Source organism: Streptomyces sp. 3-6, assembly GCF_056323165.1.
On sequence record NZ_JBWHZP010000020.1, the window covers coordinates 42,694 to 63,966 of the forward strand.

General features: G+C 72.7%; 14 protein-coding genes and 1 pseudogene. 8 read left to right on the forward strand and 7 right to left on the reverse strand.

Annotated elements, in window-relative coordinates; all coding sequences use genetic code 11:
* A complete protein-coding gene (locus tag AC02VZ_RS22470; RefSeq protein WP_432055057.1) occupies window positions 1–474 on the reverse strand; it encodes a pyridoxamine 5'-phosphate oxidase family protein in 474 nt (157 codons plus the stop codon).
* 170 nt (window positions 475–644) lie between these two features.
* Between AC02VZ_RS22470 and AC02VZ_RS22475 the strand changes: the two are divergent.
* The 3 genes and pseudogenes from AC02VZ_RS22475 to AC02VZ_RS22485 form a co-directional block, all read left to right on the forward strand.
* Window positions 645–1,433, forward strand: a pseudogene (locus AC02VZ_RS22475) (class II aldolase/adducin family protein); the annotation flags it as partial.
* 644 nt (window positions 1,434–2,077) lie between these two features.
* On the forward strand, window positions 2,078–3,358 hold the full coding sequence (locus tag AC02VZ_RS22480) for a hypothetical protein (RefSeq protein WP_432055058.1): 1,281 nt from the start codon (window positions 2,078–2,080) through the stop codon (window positions 3,356–3,358).
* A 448-nt stretch (window positions 3,359–3,806) separates the two neighbouring features.
* Window positions 3,807–4,337 carry a DoxX family protein gene (locus AC02VZ_RS22485; protein WP_432055059.1) on the forward strand — a complete coding sequence of 177 codons (531 nt, stop codon included), beginning with the start codon at window positions 3,807–3,809 and terminating at the stop codon, window positions 4,335–4,337.
* 335 nt (window positions 4,338–4,672) lie between these two features.
* Here the strand turns inward: AC02VZ_RS22485 and AC02VZ_RS22490 are convergent, their stop codons facing one another.
* The gene (locus AC02VZ_RS22490; protein ID WP_432055060.1) at window positions 4,673–6,172 is read right to left on the reverse strand and encodes a PspC domain-containing protein; all 1,500 of its coding nucleotides are present in this window, start codon (window positions 6,170–6,172) and stop codon (window positions 4,673–4,675) included.
* Window positions 6,173–6,351: 179 nt separating this feature from the next.
* Here AC02VZ_RS22490 and AC02VZ_RS22495 point away from each other — a divergent pair, with 179 nt between their 5' ends.
* From AC02VZ_RS22495 to AC02VZ_RS22505, 3 genes are all read left to right on the forward strand, one after another.
* Complete coding sequence (locus tag AC02VZ_RS22495) at window positions 6,352–7,641, forward strand: ATP-binding protein (RefSeq protein ID WP_432055074.1); 1,290 nt, start codon at window positions 6,352–6,354, stop codon at window positions 7,639–7,641.
* On the forward strand, window positions 7,638–8,390 hold the full coding sequence (locus AC02VZ_RS22500; RefSeq protein WP_432055061.1) for a LuxR C-terminal-related transcriptional regulator: 753 nt from the start codon (window positions 7,638–7,640) through the stop codon (window positions 8,388–8,390). Before AC02VZ_RS22495 ends, AC02VZ_RS22500 begins: the two co-directional genes overlap by 4 nt.
* 885 nt (window positions 8,391–9,275) lie before the next feature.
* On the forward strand, window positions 9,276–9,629 hold the full coding sequence (locus AC02VZ_RS22505) for a hypothetical protein (protein WP_432055062.1): 354 nt from the start codon (window positions 9,276–9,278) through the stop codon (window positions 9,627–9,629).
* Here AC02VZ_RS22505 and AC02VZ_RS22510 read toward each other — a convergent pair.
* Both AC02VZ_RS22510 and AC02VZ_RS22515 read right to left on the reverse strand, forming a co-directional pair.
* Window positions 9,607–10,614 (reverse strand): tellurite resistance/C4-dicarboxylate transporter family protein, encoded by a 1,008-nt coding sequence (locus AC02VZ_RS22510; RefSeq protein WP_476476237.1) that lies wholly within the window; start codon window positions 10,612–10,614, stop codon window positions 9,607–9,609. The two genes, AC02VZ_RS22505 and AC02VZ_RS22510, sit on opposite strands and share 23 nt — an antisense overlap.
* Window positions 10,615–10,814: 200 nt before the next feature.
* Window positions 10,815–11,996, reverse strand: coding sequence for a C40 family peptidase (locus tag AC02VZ_RS22515; protein ID WP_476476238.1), 1,182 nt, complete (start codon window positions 11,994–11,996; stop codon window positions 10,815–10,817).
* A gap of 485 nt (window positions 11,997–12,481) precedes the next feature.
* On the opposite strand from AC02VZ_RS22515, the gene pcrA reads away from it, so the two are divergent.
* Window positions 12,482–14,962 (forward strand): DNA helicase PcrA, encoded by a 2,481-nt coding sequence (gene pcrA, locus AC02VZ_RS22520; protein WP_476476239.1) that lies wholly within the window; start codon window positions 12,482–12,484, stop codon window positions 14,960–14,962.
* 90 nt (window positions 14,963–15,052) lie between these two features.
* Here pcrA and AC02VZ_RS22525 read toward each other — a convergent pair whose 3' ends face one another.
* Both AC02VZ_RS22525 and AC02VZ_RS22530 read right to left on the reverse strand, forming a co-directional pair.
* Complete coding sequence (locus AC02VZ_RS22525) at window positions 15,053–16,678, reverse strand: peptidoglycan DD-metalloendopeptidase family protein (RefSeq protein ID WP_432055066.1); 1,626 nt, start codon at window positions 16,676–16,678, stop codon at window positions 15,053–15,055.
* Between the two features lie 735 nt (window positions 16,679–17,413).
* Window positions 17,414–18,280 (reverse strand): esterase/lipase family protein, encoded by an 867-nt coding sequence (locus tag AC02VZ_RS22530; protein WP_432055067.1) that lies wholly within the window; start codon window positions 18,278–18,280, stop codon window positions 17,414–17,416.
* A gap of 488 nt (window positions 18,281–18,768) precedes the next feature.
* Here AC02VZ_RS22530 and AC02VZ_RS22535 point away from each other — a divergent pair, with 488 nt between their 5' ends.
* Window positions 18,769–19,185 (forward strand): cobalamin B12-binding domain-containing protein, encoded by a 417-nt coding sequence (locus AC02VZ_RS22535; protein WP_432055075.1) that lies wholly within the window; start codon window positions 18,769–18,771, stop codon window positions 19,183–19,185.
* 191 nt (window positions 19,186–19,376) lie between these two features.
* Here the strand turns inward: AC02VZ_RS22535 and AC02VZ_RS22540 are convergent, their stop codons facing one another.
* Window positions 19,377–21,143 (reverse strand): DUF5691 domain-containing protein, encoded by a 1,767-nt coding sequence (locus AC02VZ_RS22540; protein ID WP_476476248.1) that lies wholly within the window; start codon window positions 21,141–21,143, stop codon window positions 19,377–19,379.
* Window positions 21,144–21,273: the final 130 nt, after the last annotated feature.

The following is a 21,273-nucleotide window of genomic DNA, read 5'->3' on the forward strand; positions in this document are numbered from 1 at the left end:
TCAGGTCCGTCTGAGCGTGCGCACCGGCGCTCCGGGCCTCCAGACCTGGAGGACGAGGTACGTCTCGTCCTCCACCCAGGTCCGTACGACCTCCGTCAACTCGGTGCGGAAGAGGTGGAACGGCTCCGGCGGTTCCACCTCTTCGCGGTACGCGGCCATGCTCTCCGCGTCCTCGACCTCGACGGCCCGGCCGGAGACGCGGACGTCGCCGCCTCCCATGGTGGTGCCCTCCCCGGGATTCGCCTGGAGGGCGAAACGCGGGTCCCGTCGCAGGTCCCGTGCTTTGAGCGAGCCCGGCATCATGCCGAGCCACAGCTCGCCGCCGAGGAAGCGCACCTCCAGTCCGCTGGTGCGGGGCGAGCCGTCCTTGCGCAGCGTGGCCAGGACATGGTGGGTGTGGGCGCCGAAGCGTGCCTCGACGGTCCTCGCCAGGCCGGGTTCGGCGGTGGCGAAAGCCTCCCAGTTCGTCGTCATGCCCAGAGCGTGCCCCGAATACCGGACACCTGCCGTCTGCATTGCTCCGGATCACGCCCGCGCGATTCCTCCCGGTCGCGCCGCGCGCCGCATCTTCACGGAACAGATCTGTCGTGCGCGGCGCCCCGACGGTACCTTCCGCCCCGTACGTACACCCCCGCGGAGGACTCATGCACGGGCCCACACCGCCCCCGCCACTGCGAACCGACAGGCTGCGCTTCGCCATGCCGCCGATGCACGAGTCGGTCGAGGACGAACGCCGGCACCGCAAGGAGCGGCTGGCGGGTGCCCTCCGGCTGTTCGGCCGGTTCGGCTTCGAGGACGGCGTCTCGGGACACATCACCGCACGCGATCCCGAGTACAGCGACTGCTTCTGGGTCAATCCGTTCGGGATGCCCTTCCGCCACGTCACCGTGAGCGACCTCGTCCTCGCCAACCGGGACGGCCAGGTCGTCGAGGGCGGACACCACGTCAACCAGGCGGCGTTCACCGTCCACGCCCAGGTCCACACGGCCCGGCCGGACGTCGTCGCCGTCGCCCACTGCCACTCGGTGCACGGCCGCGCGCTCGCCGCCCTCGGCGACCTGCTGGAGCCGCTCAGCCAGGAGAGCTGCGCCTTCTACGAGGACCACGCGCTGTACGACGCCTACAGCGGCGTCACGGTCGACGCCGAGGAGGCTCGGCGCATCGCGTCCGTCCTGGGCTCCCACAAGGCGCTGGTGCTGCGCAACCACGGGCTGCTGACGGCCGGTGACTCGGTGGACGCGGCGGCCTGGTGGTTCCTGTCGATGGAGCGGTCCGCCCAGGTCCAGCTCATGGCGCAGGCCGCGGGCAGGCCGGTCCACATCGACCACCGGCAGGCGGTGGCGACCCGGGAGCAGGTCGGCGGAGACCTGGTGGCCTGGATCAACTACCAGCCACTGTGGCAGGACATCAGCCGCAGCGAGCCGGACCTGTTGCGGCGGCGGTGGCGGTGGCAGTGGCGGTGGAGGCGAGGGAGGCGGGTCACGGAGCTGCGGCGCGCCGGGGGCCGAATGCGGGGCCGGATGCGGGGCCGGATGTCTGCGGGGCGGCACGGGTCCGCGGGAATGGCGGGCCGCCGATCTGCGGAGGATCACGGGGCTGCGGGAGCGGCGGGGCCGGGATCGTGGGAGCGGCAGGGCCACACATCAGACAGGGCCACGGATCGGTGGGAGGGGCAGGGCCACGGATCGGTGGGAGGGGCAAGGGCACGGATCTCTCGGAGTCTGTGGAGACTCCGAGGGGGCGGCCGGGTCCCGTGCCTTTTCGGCTGGCCCGGTTCCGTTCGGTTGGTCCCGGGCCCGGGTGTGCACCGGACGGACGGCGGCGCCGGGCGCCTGACCTGCCGGTTGAGTCGCTCACTGTCCGCGACGCCGACGAGTGGGGTGGGCCCGTCCGTCGGACGGCTGCCGGGGCCACTGCCCGACGGGTCAACATCGCGCCCTGAGATTCACCCTTGTTGACCACACCTGCTGAACGATCGAGCCGTGTTGTAGGGCACAATTCGCTGTCGTCGCCGGGGAGTTGCACCGGGCGGCGGGAGGGCGTGGGAACGCGGGTGCGGGAGAGGCGGGCTTCGGGCGTGGCGGTGCAGGAGGCGAGAGAGGGCGGCGTGGACCCCGGCGCGCACGACGGCGGCTGCACCTGCGGGGACTGCCCGCACGGCGCGCGTGAGGGGCACCGGCGCGCGGTCGCGGCGTTCCTGCTGCGCCGCGACGAGTTCGCCGCCGGTCAGGGGCTGCCGGCCGCGGTGGCGCACTCGGCGTCGGCCTCCCGGCAGTGGGTGTCCGAGGAGTTGACGCAGGCCGCCGAGCTGGTCGCCCAGCGCAGCCGTGCCGAGGGCGCGGCCTGGCTGGCGCGGCTGTGGCACCGGACGGTCGTGACGGTGTGGGCCGGGGTCGTCGTGCTGCTCCTGGTCCAGGCGCTGACGGCGATCGGTGCCGGGTGGACCGGCGCACGCTCGGCCGGGCTGCTGGCCGCGCTGGTGGTGGCCGGGACGCTCTCCGCCGCGTCGTGGTTCCACCGGGCGCGTGGCGGGGCACTGGCCCCGGTGATCGGCGAGGACAACCGTCTCTCCACGTCCCGTGCCGTGGCAGCGGCCTGGGTGCTGTTCCTCGCCTACGCGGTACTGGTCCTCGCGGGCCGACTGGCGGCCGCGTCCGGCCCCGCGGAACGGGACGCGCTGATAGCGGGACTCGAACTCGCCCGCGGGGCCGGTGTGGTCACCGTCCTCGCCGTGGTGTGCGGCATCGCCGTACTGGTCCGGCGGGTGATCGGGCTGCGGGTTCTGGGACAGCGGTTGCAGAAGGTGCGCGCGGACCGGCCCCGGGCGGCGGACCTCCTGACCGACGACGCGGGACGGGGCAGCTTCGCGGACATCCAGTACGTGGTGATCAGCGCGGTGGCCCTGGTGTTCGCGGCGGTACGGCTGGCCCGCCGCCCGGACCAGTTGCCGGACCTGCCGTGGGGGCTGGCGGCGGTCGTGCTGGTGTCTGCGGCGACGTATCTCGCCGGGAAGTACGCCGAGGTCGGACGGCCGGTGATCCTCTCGGTCGTCCGGGCCCGTGAGGCGGGGGCTCTGGACGCGCCGATCCGGACCGGGGACGACATCGAGATCCGCGGCACCGGCTTCGTGCCACCGGGTTCCCAGGGCGCCGAGCGGCTGTCCCGGATGGTCGTCCGGGTGGGCGCCGTGAACGTGCACGTACCTCTGGTGCCGGTCACGGGAGGCTTCGACAACCCGACGGACACCCTGCTCACCGTGCCGGTCCCGGCGGAGGTGGAGCCCGGCCGGGTGGAGGTCCAGGTGGTGACGGCAGCGGGCGTGGAGACGAACCGCTACGCGATCGACGTGACGGACTGACCGGGGCCGAGCCCCCGAACACGCCACCTGGGATCACCCGCCGCTGCCCGGCCCGGCTCAGCCTGCCCGCACCCGTCCTTGCCCGCACCGGCCCTTGCGCCACTCGGTTCGTGGGCTCGGGAGCGGGGAGAGGTGAGGCGGGGCGTGGCCTTCCGGGGCGAGCACGGGTCGGCCGAGTCGGCCGAGCGGGCCCGGTGAGGCACTGGGCGGGGATCCGGTCCCCGGGCCCGCCCGAACTCGCTGGTGGACCGGTGCCGTAGCTCTGTTCGCGGCCCCGTCCGCCCTCGTTTCGGGCCCTCGCCACCATCCCTGCTCGTGGCGCGTGGACCTGTCGGTTTGCTGTTGATCTCCCATCAATACTGGGCGGTCAGGGTTGAGCCGTGGTGGATTGTCGTACGTATGGTCTGTTGAGGGGGTCTCGACAGGCGGCGAGAGGTGGCAGGCAGCGATGACTCACGGCAGGCGCACGGAAACGTACTCCCCCCACCTGGACCGCGGCGGTGACTGGCGGGACACGGCCACCCGTTACGCACTCCTCCCCCTCCGGATCTTCCTGGGCGTCACCTTCGTGTACGCGGGGCTGGACAAGCTCACGGACAGTGCCTTCCTGAAGGACTCGGGCGCAGGATCGATCGGCGACATGATGCGGGCGGTCCGCGACTCCTCCGCCATCCCCACCCTGATCGACCTCTCCCTGAAGAACCCGGTGGGCTTCGGCTACGCCATCGCCTTCGGAGAACTGGCCGTCGGCCTGGGAGTCCTCGTCGGCCTCCTCACTCGCCTCGCCGCGCTGGGCGGCGTGTTGATCTCCCTGAGCCTGTGGCTGACGGTGAGCTGGGCCTCTGACCCCTATTACTACGGCAACGACCTCCCCTACATGATGGCGTGGATCCCCCTCGTGCTGGCCGGCGCACCCGTCCTCTCTCTGGACGCCGCTCTCCGGGCGCGACGCAGGCGCGGATCCGCCGACCACACCTGACTCGCGGACATCTGCGACCGGGTCGCCTCCCTGCGGCGGACACCGGCCGGGATGTCGCCGGGTGACCCGGTGGGGCGGGCAACCGGAGGGCAGGTCACCCGCGAGCGGGCCGTCCGGGAGGTGGGGCGTCGACGCCCGGACCGGTGCCGGCCGTAGGGCGGCGGCGCCGTATCCGGCCGGTCACCAGGGCCACGGAGCCGGCCAGGAACAAGCCGCCCCCGACGACGGGGAACAACACGAACCAGGGTGTGTCCCAGGCTCCGCCCGCGTCTCCGAGGAAGAGGGTCGCTGCCGCGACCAGGCTGGCACCGGCGATCAACTTGCCCGGCTGGAACTCATGACGTGGCACGGCTGACCTCCGCCTGTCCGGCACCGACCTGGAGATCCAGCTCCAGGGTGCCCCCCTTCCTGACGCCGGCGGGCGGATCGAGAGTGACCTCCTCGCGCTTGCCCGGAGCCACGTCGACGTCCTGCTTCTTTTCCCCGGGGAGCTGAATGTCGCCGATGCCCACCTCGACGGTCAGCCGCACGGTCACGTCGTCGGGCACGATCACGTGGACGCGCCCCACTCCGATGTCCGCCCGGGTCGACACCGTCCTCCCCTCGGGCACCCGGACGCCCGACAGGTCCAGCGTGCCCGTGCCGGTGCCCAGGTCGTAGGCCGGGCGTATCTGTGCGACCGAGGCGGGCTCCCAGGTGGTGCGCATCCAGTCCGTGCCGATGTCCTTGGGCACGGCGGACGCCCCTGCCAGCAGCCCGGCCGTGATGACGGCCAGGATGATGGATCCCGCCCCGGTACGACCCAGGAACGCGCTGACGGCAATGCCGAGGCCGAAGACGGCGAGCGCGGCGGCCAGGCCCGTCTGCAGGCTCGTGCCGAGGGGGTGCCCTTGCCAGGTCAGGCCCGTGCCCACACCTGCTGCGAGCAGGGCGAGCAGGAAGATCCAGCCGCCGATCCATCGGGGCCCCCGCTGCTTCGGGGGCTGCGGCGGAAGGTCGGGGGACTTGTGCAGGTTGGGGGCGAGACCGAACGACACGCCCGCGGTGACGTCGTGGGCGCCCGCGCCCCACGGGCCCCACAGGTAGCCGGTGGCACCGACGTGCCGGCCATCCTTGACGATCGGATCGCGCCACCAGGACGGGTAGGTGGTGACCACCGGAGGTGCCTGCGGCTCCGGTGGGGCGTCCGCGACCGCCTGCGCTGCCAAGGGGTCCGGGCCCGGGGCGCCGCGGTGCCGGGACCAGTACCCCGCGCCGGCCAGCAGGATGGACAGTATGACGGCGAAACTCAGCACGTCGCCGTTGTTCAGCATGGTGAGGAAGACACCGCAGCCGACCAGGGCGAAGAGGACGGCGGCCAGGGCGTGGCCGTCGACCCGGCCGGTCAGCAGCCTGCGGACCTCGTTCTCCTCCTCGTCCTCGTACGGGACGAGGAGCCAGGCGAAGCCGTAGAAGATGAGTCCTACCCCGCCGGTCGCGGAGAGCACGGCGAGGGTGATCCGGAAAATGACCGGGTCCATGTCGCACTGCCGGCCGAGGCCGGAACAGACACCACCGAGCAGCTTGTGGTCGCGGTCGCGGCGGAAACGGTGCGGCGGCCCGGCCCCCTCCGCTGCCGGTGGGGAGGCGGGGCCGGCGGCCCGTCCGGCCGCGTGGCCCGGAGGGGCGGTCGGACCGTCGCCCTCGGGCCTCCCTCTCCTGCCGCGCACACCCGTGGGCCCGGGCGCACGGGGCGCATCCGCGGCGGACGCGGCATCCTGCGGCCCGGCGCCCGGGGAGGGGCGCGGGCCGGAGCCGGGTCCCGGACCCGTCGCGGCGTGCTGGTGATCTGTCATGCGTCCATGGTGACGGGCGAGCCGTCCCGACGGCAGTCGGGACGACCCTGGTCCGACCCTGATTTCGACCCCGATGGGAGCCCGGGGGACGCCAAGGGGCCGCCGCACCCGGAGATCAGGGGAGTCTCGGGGACCTACCCTGATGCCCCCGCACCGACGAGCGTGTGACCATCATTGACATGTCGGAAGCCGCAGCAGCGCCAGTCGTCGAGCCGAGGCCGCCGCGCAAGCTCTACCGCAGCAGCGACGGTCGCTGGCTCGGAGGAGTGGCGCGGGGGCTGGCCGGTCACCTCGGGCTGCCCGTGGTCTGGGTCCGGCTCGTCTTCGTCGGCCTGTTCATGGCCGACGGCCTCGGCGCGCTGTTGTACGCCGCCTTCTGGTTCTTCGTCCCCCTCGGCGTCGGCGGGGTGGAGGCGCACCGGCCGCCCTCCCTGGTCGCCACCGAGGTCTCGCCGGACGGCCGCCGCAGACTGGTCACGCGCAGACCGGACAAGGGTCAGATCGTCGCCCTGCTCCTCATGGTCGTCGTGGCGATGGTCTTCGTGGGCAGCGTGGATCTCACCAATGGCGCCCGCGCCTACCTCTGGCCGACCGTCCTGGCCGGGGCCGGCGTAGCCCTGGTCTGGCGGCAGGCCGACAATGCCCGCCGGGCCCGCTGGGTCGAGGTGGGGCGCCGTCGGCGTACGGTCACCCTGCTGCGCGCCGGCGCCGGTGTCCTGCTGGTGACGGCGGGCGTCTCGGGCATATTCGTCCTCCAGGGCTCGGGTGCCCACCTCGGTCCGGTGCTCCAGGCGGCGCTCGCGGTCCTCGTCGGCATCACGCTGCTCGCCGGGCCCTACCTCGTGCGCATGACCCAGGACCTGTCCGAGGAACGGCTGATGCGGATCCGGGCCCAGGAACGGGCGGAAGTCGCCGCCCACGTCCACGACTCGGTGCTGCACACCCTCACGCTGATCCAGCGGAACGCCGAGAGTCCCGGAGAGGTCCGCCGCCTCGCCCGTGCACAGGAACGCGACCTGCGTGCCTGGCTCTACAAGCCGGAGGGCAACGGCAAGGACGAGGACGAGGAGCCCACCACCCTCGCCGAGGCCGTGAAGCGCAACGCCGCCGAGGTGGAAGACCAGCACGGTGTTCCCCTGGAGGTCGTCGTCGTGGGGGACTGCCCCCTCGACGAGCGGATCGGTGCGCAGATGCAGGCCGCGCGCGAGGCGATGGTCAACGCCGCCAAGTACGGTGGCGAGGGGGGTGCCGTGCAGGTCTACGCCGAGGTCGAGGGGAGAACGGTGTTCGTGTCCGTACGGGACCGCGGCCCGGGCTTCGACCTCGACGCGATACCCGCCGATCGCATGGGCGTCAGAGAGTCGATCATCGGCCGCATGGAACGCAACGGCGGCACGGCGCGCCTGCGCGCGGTGCCGGACGGCGGCACGGAGGTCGAGCTGGAGATGGAGAGGGCGGAGAAGGCATGAGCGAGCCGAGCGAGGCGAACCCGTCGACGGGACCGGCGGAGGCGGCGGAGGCGACCGGGGCCGCGTCACCGGCCGACGCTGCGGGGCAGCGCCACGTGCGGGTCGTGCTGGTCGACGACCACCGCATGTTCCGCACCGGTGTCCAGGCCGAGATCGGGCAGACCGAGCAGACCGGTGTCGAGGTCGTCGGCGAGGCCGCCGACGTCGACCAGGCGGTCACGGTGATCACGGCCACCCGGCCCGAGGTGGTGCTGCTCGACGTGCACCTGCCCGGGGGCGGCGGCGTCGAAGTGCTGCGGCGCTGTGCCCCGTTGATGGGCGACACCGAGCAGCCCGTCCGCTTCCTCGCCCTGTCCGTGTCGGACGCGGCCGAGGACGTGATCGGTGTCATCCGGGGCGGAGCCCGCGGCTACGTCACCAAGACGATCACCGGCACCGACCTCGTCGACTCCATCTTCCGCGTCCAGGAGGGCGACGCCGTCTTCTCACCGCGCCTGGCCGGCTTCGTTCTGGACGCTTTCGCCTCCACGGACGCCCCACCGGTCGACGAGGACCTCGACCGCCTCACCCAGCGGGAGCGCGAGGTGCTGCGGCTCATCGCCCGGGGATACGCCTACAAGGAGATCGCCAAGCAGTTGTTCATCTCGGTGAAGACGGTCGAGTCGCATGTCTCGGCGGTCCTGCGCAAGCTGCAGCTGTCGAACCGGCACGAGCTGACCCGCTGGGCGACGGCGCGCCGGCTGGTCTGAGCCGCGCGCCACCACCGCGTGGGCTGGTCCGAGCGGGTACACGCCACGTCCGTCCGCGCCCTCGCCGTACGACTCCGCGCAGGCGGTCCGGCGGCGGCTTGGGAGGCCGGAACGCCGAGGGCGCCCGTTTCCGTCACCCAGCCGCGCCCGTTGGCTGCCGCTGCCGCTGCCGCTGCCGCGCTCCACGCCCGTGACTCCGCACCCGGCCCGCGAGGACCGCAGCCGGTGGCGCGCGGGACGCGGGCGGCCGGTTCTGTGGTCCTCGCGGGCCGGTTCTGGGGACGCGGGCCGGTTCGAGGCAAGCGGAGCTGATCCGTTCCGGGCGTCCGGCGGCGGTGTGCACAGGGGGAGCGGGCCGCCGCCGGACCTTCTCGGCGGTGGTGTCCGGCGCCGCCCCCGGTACGGGTGGCGGTGATGCGCCGGTCACCTGGTGCAAGAACGTTAGGCCCGCCGGGCGGGACCACCCCTCTGTTGCGCGGAAGTGATGCCGACGGACCGGCGGACGATCGGAGTGACCGCGATCCCTGCGCATCCCCGACGCCTTCACCGAGCCCACTGACCGATGCGGGCAACGCCCCTCGCGCGCGGGCCCGGCTGCTACGAGGCAGGGGCAGAGGGGAGAGGACGGAGGGGGACCGGCCATGTGGTCCGCTCTGTGCCCCGGCCGCCCCGGCTGCCTCGCCGCACCGCGATCGCTCCGGCACCGCGACCGGATCCCGCCTGGCGGTTCCGCCCCCGGCGACCCCGGCCCCGCGATCAAGCCCTGCGATCCCGCCCCGCGACCCCCGCTGTGCGACCAGGGGCCGCGACCCCGGGCCGCGTCCCCGCCCTGCTGCACCGGCCCGGTGCAGGGAGCCGTGACCGGTCTGGCTAGGCTCCGGCCTCATGGACGTACTCATCCACCTCTTTGTCGGCCTGCACATCATCGGCATCGCGTCGCTCCTGGGCGGCTTCCTCACCCAGATGAAGGCGATGGGCGAGGGCACCGCCCGCTTCAGTCCCGCGATGCTGCACGGCGCGGTGACGATGCTGGTGACCGGTGTCATCCTGGTCGGCCTCAACGAGGCCCAGGACCACACCGTCAACCACATGAAGATCGGTATCAAGCTCGCGCTGCTGATCGTGATCCTGGGGCTGGTCTACGTGAAGCGGGACGACGAGAAGGTGGACAAGGGCCTGTTCGGCCTGGTGGGTCTGCTGACCACGGCGAACATCTTCATCGCCGTCCTCTGGACCTGATCGCCTCCCGCGCGGGCGACGAGGCCCACGCCGACCGCGCGGAGCCGACGGCCCCGGCGGCGACCACCAGCCACACGGCCACCGCCACCCACACCAGCACGTGCCCCAGGTGCTTCAGCCACGGGGCGCCGACGGCGGCGGACGCGGTCAGCGTCGCCGCCGCCGTCATGCCCAGGGGGAACACGGTCGACCAGCGCCGGGTGTCGTAGCCCAGCCGGGGCCGCACGATCTCGGCGACGAGCAGCACCACGTACCAGGCGAGGTCCAGGACCAGCAGGCTCACGGTCGCGAACCGCAGCACGCCGCTGCCGTCCTCGTTCCACAGGTACAGCTGCGGGCTGTCGGCGGTGAGCAGTCGCGCGCCGGCGAGCCCGGAGATGGCGAGTGCGCCCCCGGCGATCCAGTGGTCGCCCGCCCCCTCGAACACCTGCCGCCAGTCGAAGTGGAACAGGGCGAGCGCGTAGAGCACCAGCCCGAACCAGAACAGCACCATGGCCGCACGCGCGAGCCAGGCCGCCGACTCGGCGGCGGCGAGCGTGGCGCCGAGGAGGGCGAGTCCTTCCGTGGCCACACAGCACAGGAAGACCGCTCCGGGCATGCGCGGCTGCCAGCGGCTGACGACCAGGACGAGCAGCACCGGCCAGAGCACGGTGGCCAGCGCCAGCATCGCACCGGCGAGACGGAGCAGGTCCAGGGCGGCGAACCCGGTGCCGATCACCGTCGTGGCGGCGACGGCCGTGAGCGCGCCCGGCGTCGCCGCTTCGGCGACCCAGCGTTCGCGCTCCCGCACCAGTCGCAGGACGAACTCCGCCGCCAGCCCCAACCACGCGGCACAGGCCAGCACCAGGGTGACGCGCGAGAGGACCTCATAGCCCGCCAGGCGCAACGCGACCGACACGATGCCGGTGGCCATCACGGCGGCTCCGGCCGCGGGTGAACGCTGCGCCCACCAGGCGCGGACAGGGGAGGCAGAGGCGCGGGGCATGGGCGGAATGCTAGAAGAGCACACCGTGCGGTGATCGCCGGGGCGCGCGTGGGTGACGGAACGCCCGCCGCCCGGCCGTAGCGGACCGGACCGTGGCGCACCGGGCCTGGGCGGCCCGAGGCCCGGGGCTCGTCAGGCCAGGTGTGTCAGGCCACGTGCGTCAGGCCACGTGTGTCAGGCCGGGTGTCAGGCCACGTGGGTCAGGCGGGACGCACCACGCTGTGGATGGACGACTCGCCGTCGTAGAACACCGACTCCTCGCGGACGAAGGTGCCGGGCTTCGGGGCGTGGATCATCTTGCCGTTGCCGATGTAGAGGCCCACATGGGTGATGTCGTCGTAGAAGAAGACGAGGTCACCGGGCTGCGCCTGGGACAGGGGGACGGTCGTCCCGGCCTTGACCTGGTCGTAGGTGGTGCGCGGGAGGACCACGCCGGCGGCCTTCCACGCGGCCTGGGTCAGGCCGGAGCAGTCGTAGGAGCCGGGGCCGGTGGCACCCCAGACGTACGGCTTGCCGATCTGGGCGCGGGCGAACGCGAGGGCCTTCTCGGCCTTGGTGGCGTACCCGGAGTCGGACGACGCCGGAGGGGCGGTGGCGGAGCCCGAGGCGCCCGAGGAACCGGAGGCCCCCTGGCCCCCGCTGTCCGGCTGGGCTTCCTCCTGGGCCTGCTGTCGCTCGGCCTGCTGCTCGGCGAGTTCGGCGGCCTTGCGGGCAGCCTCCTCCTGCTTCTTCTTCTCGATCGCCGCCAGCCGGGCCTTCTCCTCGGCGGTCAGCTTCGACATCAGCTCGCGGGCGTCGGCGAGCTTCTTCTGGACGGTGGCCTTGGCCGTCTTCAGGTCGTTCTGCGACTCGGTGAGCGTGGCCAGGCTCTCGGTGGCCTCCTGGCGCTTCTTCATCGTCTCGGACTGCTCGGTGACGTAGTCGTCGACCGCCTGCTTCTGGCGGCCGGTCATCCGGTCCATGTGCCGGCTGCGGTCGAAGAAGTCCTGTGGCGAGTCGGCGAGCAGGAAGGTGGCGGTGTCGGGGACGCCGGCGCCGGTACGGTACTGGGCGGCGGCGTAGGACCCCAGTTGCTCCCGCGCGTCGTTCAGCTTCTGGGTGCGCCGGGCCACGTCGTCGAGGAGGGTGTCGACGCGTTCGCGCTGCTTGGCGGTCTTCTCCTTGGCGGCGTTGTACTTCTCGGTCGCCGACTCGGCCTGGCGGTAGAGGTCGCCGACCTTCTTCTCGACCTCTTCCAGGCTGGGCTTGCCGTCGTCGGCCGGAGCGGCGTCGGCCGTCTGGGACAGCAGGGCCACGGAGGTGAGGGCCGCGGTGGCCAGAGCAGGGGTGCGTATGCCTGCCACGCGCGTGCCCGGGGTGCGCGACTTGCGGTGCGACGCCAAGGGAGGCGACTCCTTCCAGAACTCCGCCCACCGGTGAACGGCGGGGGTCCCCGCCCAGGCCGTGCCGGCACTGGGGGAGGGTTCGGGCGGGTGCTTCGGAAGGGTTGCCCTACGGCCGCTCCGCGGGGGAGTGGGCCGATTCACCCATGGTCTCGGTGGAACCCCGGCTCCGGCTGCCCTGACGGACAGTGACGGACTCGGCGGGGGCCGCGCGAGCCGGCGAGGTTCGCCGACGGGGGACGAGCGGCCCGCCCGCACCGTAGCCAACTGATGTGGCCCTTGTGAAGGTTGATGGGTGATATGCCCGATACATTTTCGTGACCTGATCGATGTGGTCACCGTTGGTGACCGCGCGACACTGCAGGGTGCGTGGATGTCCGGGCACCGTGGGGGCGGACGGTGGGCCTCGGGGCGGGCGGCGGAACGGCGTGATGTTCCCGGGGCGGCCCCGGGCTGTCGGTGGGGCGGCCTAGACTCGGAGAGCGATGAGCAGCCTCTTTGACGACAGCTTCCTGACGGACCTCCAGGCCCAGCGCGGCCCCGTGGACGAGCCCCCGCCGCCGCCCGAGGACGAGCACGGACCGGAGTCGGTTCCGGACGACCTGTTCGGCGGGAAGTTCGACGTGCCGCCGGACCGTGACGCCTACTACCGGGACGGCGCCCCCCGCCCGGTGGTGGACTCCGCCGCCCTCCTGGAGGGGCTCAACGACAACCAGCGCGCCGCCGTGGTGCACTCCGGCTCGCCCCTGCTCATCGTGGCCGGTGCCGGTTCCGGCAAGACCCGGGTGCTCACCCACCGCATCGCCCACCTGCTCGGAGAGCGGGGCGTCCACCCGGGCCAGATCCTCGCGATCACGTTCACCAACAAGGCCGCGGGCGAGATGAAGGAGCGCGTCGAGCAGCTCGTCGGGCCCCGGGCGAACGCAATGTGGGTCATGACGTTCCACAGCGCCTGCGTGCGCATCCTGCGCCGGGAGAGCAAGAAGCTGGGCTTCACCTCGTCGTTCTCGATCTACGACGCCGCCGACTCCAAGCGTCTGATGGCGCTGGTCTGCCGCGACCTGGACCTCGACCCCAAGCGGTACCCGCCCAAGTCCTTCAGCGCGAAGATCAGCAACCTGAAGAACGAGCTGATCGACGAGGAGGACTTCGCCGCCCAGGCCGCCGACGGCTTCGAGAAGACCCTCGCCCAGGCGTACGCGCTCTACCAGTCCCGGCTGCGCGAGGCGAACGCGCTGGACTTCGACGACCTGATCATGACCACGGTCAACCTGCTGCGTGCCTTCCCGGACGTCGCCGACCACTACCGTCGCCGCTTCCGGCACGTCCTGGTCGACGAGTACCAGGACACCAACCACGCCCAGTACGCCCTGGTCCGCGAACTCGTCGGCACTTCGGAGCACCCCGTCGACGTGCCGCCCGAGGCCGAGGTCCCCCCGGCCGAGCTGTGCGTGGTGGGCGACGCCGACCAGTCGATCTACGCCTTCCGCGGCGCGACGATCCGCAACATCCTCCAGTTCGAGGAGGACTACCCGGACGCGACGACGATCCTGCTGGAGCAGAACTACCGCTCCACGCAGACCATCCTCAGCGCGGCCAACGCGGTCATCGAGCGCAACGAGTCCCGCCGCCCGAAGAACCTGTGGACCAACGCTGGCGCGGGCGCGCGGATCACCGGGTACGTCGCCGACACCGAGCACGACGAGGCGCAGTTCGTCGCCGACGAGATAGACCGGCTCACGGACGCCGGCGAGGCCAAGGCGGGCGACGTCGCGGTCTTCTACCGCACCAACGCCCAGTCCCGTGTCTTCGAAGAGGTCTTCATCCGCGTCGGGCTGCCCTACAAGGTCGTCGGCGGGGTCCGCTTCTACGAGCGCAAGGAGGTCCGGGACGTCCTGGCCTACCTGCGGGTGCTCGCCAACCCCGAGGACTCGGTGCCGCTGCGCCGCATCCTCAACGTGCCCAAGCGGGGCATCGGCGACCGTGCCGAGGCCATGATCGACGCCCTCTCCCAGCGGGAGAAGATCAGCTTCCCGCAGGCGCTCAAGCGCGTCGACGAGGCGTACGGCATGGCCGCGCGCTCCTCGAACGCCGTGAAGCGGTTCAACACGCTGATGGAGGACCTGCGCACGGTCGTCGAGTCCGGCGCCGGCCCCGCCACTGTGCTGGAGGCGGTCCTCGAACGGACCGGCTACCTCGCGGAGTTGCAGGCGTCCACCGACCCGCAGGACGAGACCAGGATCGAGAACCTCCAGGAACTCGCCGCGGTGGCCCTGGAGTTCGAGCAGGAGCGCGCCGAGGGGGAGACCGGAACCCTGGCCGACTTCCTGGAGCAGGTCGCCCTGGTCGCCGACTCCGACCAGATCCCCGACGAGGACGAGGACGGCTCGGGCGTCATCACCCTGATGACCCTGCACACCGCCAAGGGCCTGGAGTTCCCGGTGGTCTTCCTCACCGGCATGGAGGACGGCGTGTTCCCGCACATGCGCGCCCTCGGCGAGACCAAGGAGCTGGAGGAGGAGCGGCGCCTGGCCTACGTCGGCATCACGCGTGCGCGGGAGCGGCTGTACCTCACCCGCTCGACCCTGCGCAGCGCGTGGGGGCAGCCGTCCTACAACCCGCCCTCGCGGTTCCTGGAGGAGATCCCGGCCGCGCACCTGGAGTGGAAGCGCACCGGGTCGAGCGCACCGGCCTCCTCCGGTCCGGCGTCGGGGATCGCGGCGTCGCTGTCCTCGTCGCGGTCGCGTTCGTCGGCCTCGGGTGCGTCCGGGTTCGCCACCCGGCGGACGGCGGAGAAGCCGGTGGTGTCGCTGGCCGTCGGGGACCGCGTCACGCACGACCAGTTCGGGCTCGGCACCGTGGTCGGAGTCAAGGGCACCGGCGCCAACGCCGAGGCGACCATCGACTTCGGTGACACCAAGCCCAAGCGGCTGCTGCTGCGGTACGCGCCGGTGGAGAAGCTGTAGGCGGGTCCCGGCGGAGGAACGGCCCGTGGGCGTCGCCGGTGCGGCGGGGTCCACGGGGCCGGGAGGGGCGACGAGCGGTGGGTCAGTGCGTCACGACGGGTTGAGGCCGTGGCTGCGCAGCCAGGCGAGCGGGTCGATCGTGGAGCCGCCGCCGGGCCGGACCTCGAAGTGCAGGTGCGGGCCGGTGGACTTGCCCGAGTTGCCGGAGAACGCGATGGGGTCGCCGGCCTTCACGGTCGTGCCCGGGGCGACCTTGTAGCTGGAGAGGTGGCAGTACCAGGTCTCCGTGCCGTCCTTCGCCGTCACGATCATCATGTTGCCGTAACTGACGTTGAACTGCGTGCGGACGGTGCCGTCCGTCGCGGCCATCACGGTCGAGCCGTACGGCACGGGGAAGTCGATGCCGGTGTGCACCGACATCCAGTTGGTGCCCGCCTGGCCGTAGAAGGCGCTGAGTCCGTGCAGGGCCACCGGGAGCGCGAACTTGGGGCGCAGCCGCTCCTTGCGGGCGGCCTCCTGGGCGGCGCGCTTGCGGTCGGCCTCCTGCTGGGCCTCGAGGTCGATGCGTTCCTGCGTGCGACTGGCCCGGTCGGCGAAGTCGTCGGCCCCGGCGGTGAGACTCTTCAGCTGGGTGTCCAGCTTGATGTTGGCGGCGGACGGTTGCACCGGCTGGGCGTCCGCCGCGGTGGTGTTCTTCTCCTGGCCGCCCGTCTCCCCGCTCAGATCGACGACCGAGGCCGCGGCGACGCCGGCCACTCCCATGACGCACACCGACGGCACGGCGACCGTGAGCAGCGCGGACCGCTTCGGGGGGGTGCGGCGGCGGGAGCGGTTGCCGCTCCGGGAGCCGGTGCGGGGGAGCGGCGCCGGGGCGACCTCCTCCTGGTCGTCCAGCAGGCTCACGGCGGGCAGTTCACCGGTGTCGCCCGGACCGTCCTCCGGGTACGTGGTGCCGGAGTCGCCGTCCGGCTCGTCCTCGGGGAACCGCGTGGTGCCGGACTGCTCGTAGGGGGCAGTGGCCTGCTCGTCGTAGCCCTCGGCCTGTGTCCCGTAGCCCTCGGCCTGTGTCCCGTGGTTCTCGGCCTGCGTCCCGTAGGGATCGGTCTGCGTCCCGTAGGGATCGGTCTGCGTCCCGTAGGGATCGGTCTGCGTCCCGTAGGGGTCGGACGCACCGGTCGGGGTGCCGTCGGAGTTCCACTGGGTGGCGTCGTAGGCGCCGGAGTCGAAGGTCTGCGTACCCCAGTCCCACTGCTGGGTCCCGTCGGAGGAGGGGAACCCGGCCGGGTCGGGCTGCAGCCAGGTGGAGGCGTCCCACTGGCCGCTGGTGTCGGGGGCGTCGGCCTGCGTCGGGATCACGGCCGTCTGCTGCCCGCCGGTGGCCCAGCCGGTCGTGTCGTGGAGGCCCGTGTCGTAGGCGGCGTAGTGCTGGGCCGCGTAGGCGTCGTAGGAGCCGTTGCCCTGGGCCTCGCCGGTCCACTGACCCGTGTCGTAGACGTCCGCCACGGGACCTGCACCGGGCAGGTCACCGAAGAGCGGATCGGTGGCGAAAGTGCCGGTGGCAGGGGGTGCGGAGGCAAAACCGGTGGCGTCGTAGCCGCCGTACGTGGTGAAGTCGCCGTACTGGCCCTCCTGCGTGCCGTACGGCGCGTAGGGCACCGAGGTGGCGTCGGAAGCCGGAGCCGGGGGGATGGTCCCCGACGGGTGACGGTCGTTCACCAACTTCTCTTTCGCCTCGACAACGGTGGCTGCCAGAGCAGTGCGGCGACTGTACCCGGCGGTATGCGGGCGCGACAATCTTCCGCAGGTTTCAGGCTCGCAGGAAACGGGCATTCGGTTGCGTTTTGGCGGCGCCCACACGAGGTCTTGGCTCTGCGTTCGAAATACGTTCGAGTCGAGGGTGGTGTCGGTGGTGACAAGTCGGCCCTACGGGGCGGTTGTTGTCCGAACGCCGGGCCGGACGGGATGCCACCGCCGGGTGGCATGTGCCTCGGGCGTGTCGGGCGCCCGGGGTGCGGAGCGTCAAGTGGTCGGCGTCAGGTCCGGGTGGGGCCGGCATGAGACCGGGGCGCGACCGGGGTGTGGTCCCGCGCCGGGTCGAGGCCGGTCCGTCCCTGTCCGCCCCTGTCCGACGTGGGGCCCTGTGCCGGTCCGACGCCGCCGGTCCGACCCAGTTCGGCACCGGTCCGACCCCGGTTCGGCACCGGTCCGCCCCCGGTTCGGCACCGGCCCGCCCCCGGTTCGGTGCCATCCCTGTGCCATCCCCGTGCGGTCCTGTGCCGGTGCGACTCCGATGCACTCCGGTGCACTCCGGTGCGACGCGGTCCCGTGTGAGGTGCTGTGTGCGGTCCTGTACCGGTCGGCCTCGGCCCGCCGTCGGAGCAGCCGGAACAGCGCGGGAGCGAACGAAGCAGCACGAGACCTAAAAAAGCAGAGGGGAAGCCGAAGCCGACGTCAGGCCACCGTCGTGCTGCCGGCCCGGCCCGCCGTCGGTTCTCCCGGCTGCGCGGTGTCCAGGGCCTCCCGGATGCCGGTCGCCACGGCCGGGTGCACGGGCAGGGCGAGGTGTCCCACGCCGCTCACCCGCACGTTGTCCACCGTCAGGTCCGGGTGCTCGATGCAGGCCGTCTCCAGCGGGTCCATGATGTGGTCCAGGTCGCTCCAGAAGGCGACGAACCGGGTGCGGCAGCCCGGCGCGGGCCGGGTGAGTTCCTCGAGCACCTCCGAGCCGGGACGCATCTGGCGCACGATGGGGTGCGCGTTGGCGAGCGGGGCGACACGCGTGCCGGAGTGCGGGGTGCCGAGCGTGACCAGGGTGCGCACCCGGGTGTCGCCCCCCAGCCGTTGCACGTAGTACCGGGCGATGAGACCGCCGAGGCTGTGCCCGACCACGTCGACCCGGTCGCTGCCGGTGCGCTCGCACACCTCCTCTATGTGGCGGCCCAGCAGTTCGGCGGCGGTGCGGATGTCGCACGTGAGCGGGGAGTAGTTGAGCGACTCGATCTGCTGCCTGCCGTGCTGGGCGAGACTGCGCCGCAGCAGGAGGAACACCGAGCGGTTGTCGATGAACCCGTGCAGCAGGACGACCGGCGGCTTGGCTTCGACCGGCAGCTGTGCGGTGCCCTCGGGGGCCGGCAGGGCGGGGCGTGCGTCCCGGCGCTCCTGCACGATGCCGGCGGGATACAGGAGGAGGTGGCCCGCGAGGATCGCGAGCTCCAGGGCGGTGGCTTTCAACAGGGCCAGGGAGAGATCCGCGAGCCGGGTCGGCAGAAGACGCCGGCACAGCGGAAGCAGAGGGAGAGCTGCCTGGGTGACCTTCATGGGCCGACCTCCTGTCGGCACGCGGAAGGACAGCCGTGTCCCCCGTGTGCCCTCATGGGGAGACGCGACGACCAGGGCCGACGCAGCGCGCACGCGTCGCGTCGGACGGTCGCGATACGGCGGCGACCTCGTCGCGGATCCCTTATGCGCATGTTCCCACTGATGCCCGCGTGTCGCACGAGCACGTGGAGTCCGGAGCCGGCGGCTCGGGAACGCTGCGCGGTGAACGTGTCCCTGTGTGTGATTTCCCCCTCGCTCCGCACCGTGAAACGGCCGGTTGCGGGATGCTGGCGATAACGTTCGTTCACTCCCCGGCCGGGCTCGGCCGGGGCGTCCGTGTCCCGGTCGTGCGCCCGGCGCAGCGGGCGGAGGCACGTGCGGCACACGCGACCGGTGCGATCAGCGCGACGTGCGTGAGGTGTACGGCATGGCGGATGTGTGCGGTACTTGTCGGTACGGATGGATGTAGTCGGTTCATGGAGGCAGTGATGGGTGTGGCAGCCGGTCCGATCCGCGTGGTGGTGGCCAAGCCGGGGCTCGACGGCCACGATCGCGGGGCCAAGGTGATCGCGCGGGCGCTGCGGGACGCCGGTATGGAGGTCATCTACACCGGGCTCCACCAGACCCCCGAGCAGATCGTCGACACCGCGATCCAGGAGGACGCCGACGCCATCGGGCTGTCGATCCTCTCCGGTGCGCACAACACGCTCTTCGCCGCCGTGATCGAGCGGCTCCGGGAGCGCGACGCGGCGGACATCCTGGTGTTCGGCGGCGGCATCATCCCTGAGGCGGACATCGCCCCGCTGAAGGAGAAGGGCGTCGCGGAGATCTTCACCCCGGGCGCGACGACGGCATCCATCGTGGACTGGGTGCGCGCGCACGCACGGCAGCCCGCCGAGGCGTAGCCCCCGGACCGGATGAACGGTCCCGGAGCCGGTCGGGGCACCGGCGACGTCGTCCGCGGAGGTCCCTTCCTCCGGCCCTCCGCGCCCTCCCGAGCCGGGTGGGGGCGTCCTGCCGGGCGTCCCCGGCGGAAGCGGTGCTCGGCGGGCGGCTTCGGCGTGCGGCCCGTCGGCTTGTGCGCCCCGTGGCCGGTTCACGGCGCGCCGCCCGTCTGCGAGGCCGGCGCGGGTGGGGCAGGCCGCGGCGGACCCAGCTCCCGCAGCATCGCCGCCCGCAGGCGCAGCGTGGTGACCAGCCGCTGGAACGCCTCCGTCCAGTAACCACCGGCTCCCGGGGAAGCGTCCTCGGACTCGTCCGGCATCGCCGGCAGCGCGTCGAGCCGGTCGGCTTCGCCGGGGTCGAGGCAGCGTTCGGCCAACCCCATGACCCCGCTGAAGCTCCAGGGGTAGCTTCCCGCGTCCCGGGCGATGTCGAGTGCGTCGACCACCGCACGCCCCAGCGGCTCGTGCCACGGGACCGCGCAGACCCCGAGCAGCTGGAACGCCTCCGACAGGCCGTGGGTCTCGATGAACCCGGCCACCCACGCGGCCCGTTCGTCCGGGGGCAAGGCGGCGAGCAGCCGGGCGCGCTCGGCCAGCGACACCGCCCCCGGGCCGCCTGCCTCCGGTGCCGAGGGGTCGCCCAGCAGGGCCCGTGACCAGTCGGGGTCCCGCTGCCGTACCGCTGCACGGCACCAGGCCGCGTGCAGTTCCCCCTGCCAGTCGTCGGCCACCGGCAGCTGCACGATCTCCCGCGGGGTCCGCCCGCCGAGCCGGTGCGGCCAGGTGGCGAGCGGTGCCGACTCCACCAACCGGCCGAGCCACCAGGACCGTTCGCCCCGCCCGGCGGGTGCCTTGGCAGTGATGCCGTCGCGTTCCATGCCCGCGTCGCACGCGTGGGGCGCCTCCACGACGATCGTCGGCGTGTCCCGGGTGTGGTCCATGGCCACGCAGGCCGCCGCCCGCACGGCCATCCGGCCCGCGAACGCCGACCCCGGCAGGGCCGACAGCAGGTCGGCCGCCGTCGCCCGGACGTTGCGGCTGCGGTCGCCGAGAGCCTGTTCGAGGAACTCTTCGTCGTCGGGTCCGAGCCCGGTGCGCAGCGAGTCCAGGAACATCAGGCGGTCCTCCGCCCGTTCCGTGCTCCAGGTTCCGGCCAGCAGGGCCCTAGCGGCGGCCGGCCGCCGGGAGCGCAGCGTGGCGAGCAGTGCGACGCGTTCCGCGAACAAGCCCTCCTGCCACAACCGTTGGTACCCCGCAGGACCTTCGGGGCCCGACCGGGCGAGTGCTCCGCCCGGTGTCGCGCGCAGGGCGAAACGCCAGTCGGGGTTGAGCCGTGCCAGCCACAGCGCACGGGGGCCGGCGAAACGCAGCGCCGCCGGGCGCAGGTCCGTCCGTCCCCGTGCGGCGTCCAGCAGGGCGGGGAGGAGGGCGGGCGGTGCCGCGAAGCCCCGGTCGTTCGCGGCGGCGAGCCACTGGGGAAGGAGTTCCCGCAGGTCGGGTGCGGCCCCGCGGCGGCCCCCGGAAGGGCTTGGACGGTCGGACAGGAGCGTTTCGAGGCGCCGGGTGGCCGCCGGGGGCAGTACGGGCCGGGGGTCCGGCGGCGCGGGCCAGGGCCGCTCGGCCGCCCTGACGGGCAGCAGACCGGCACGCCGCCCCAGGGTGGCCTCGGCTGCCGCGTCGAGCAGGGCCGCCGGTGCCGCCGGCCCGGGTGGGACGCCCGGTGGCGTGCGACGGTCGGTCCCCAGGAGAGCGGTGGTGACGAGTGCGTCCCAGGCTTCCGGCCCGGGGGCGGGAGCGGCGGGCGATGCCGAGGACACTCCACCGGGCCCGGACGCCCCAACCTCGTCGGCGTAGAGCCGGGCGGGGGACCCGGCCGGGGCACCGGTCGGGCGGCCGGCCGGGTCCGCGGCGGCGGCGATCCTGCTCATGAGCTTCCCTTCCGTCGGATGTCCCGGAGCGGTCGAAGACTCACGGGTGCCGGGTGTCCCGTGTGGCGCGTGCCATGCCTGAGGCGCATGGGCCGGGAGTGCATGCCGGAAAAGGGCGGGG

Coding starts and splice junctions, on each gene's coding strand:
- pcrA (WP_476476239.1), top strand. CDS start 12,482: ATGAGCAGCCTCTTTGACGACAGCTTCCTGACGGACCTCCAGGCCCAG.
- AC02VZ_RS22505 (WP_432055062.1), top strand. CDS start 9,276: ATGGACGTACTCATCCACCTCTTTGTCGGCCTGCACATCATCGGCATC.
- AC02VZ_RS22500 (WP_432055061.1), top strand. CDS start 7,638: ATGAGCGAGCCGAGCGAGGCGAACCCGTCGACGGGACCGGCGGAGGCG.
- AC02VZ_RS22490 (WP_432055060.1), bottom strand. CDS start 6,172: ATGACAGATCACCAGCACGCCGCGACGGGTCCGGGACCCGGCTCCGGC.
- AC02VZ_RS22470 (WP_432055057.1), bottom strand. CDS start 474: ATGACGACGAACTGGGAGGCTTTCGCCACCGCCGAACCCGGCCTGGCG.
- AC02VZ_RS22495 (WP_432055074.1), top strand. CDS start 6,352: ATGTCGGAAGCCGCAGCAGCGCCAGTCGTCGAGCCGAGGCCGCCGCGC.
- AC02VZ_RS22510 (WP_476476237.1), bottom strand. CDS start 10,614: ATGCCCCGCGCCTCTGCCTCCCCTGTCCGCGCCTGGTGGGCGCAGCGT.
- AC02VZ_RS22535 (WP_432055075.1), top strand. CDS start 18,769: ATGGGTGTGGCAGCCGGTCCGATCCGCGTGGTGGTGGCCAAGCCGGGG.
- AC02VZ_RS22530 (WP_432055067.1), bottom strand. CDS start 18,280: ATGAAGGTCACCCAGGCAGCTCTCCCTCTGCTTCCGCTGTGCCGGCGT.
- AC02VZ_RS22485 (WP_432055059.1), top strand. CDS start 3,807: ATGACTCACGGCAGGCGCACGGAAACGTACTCCCCCCACCTGGACCGC.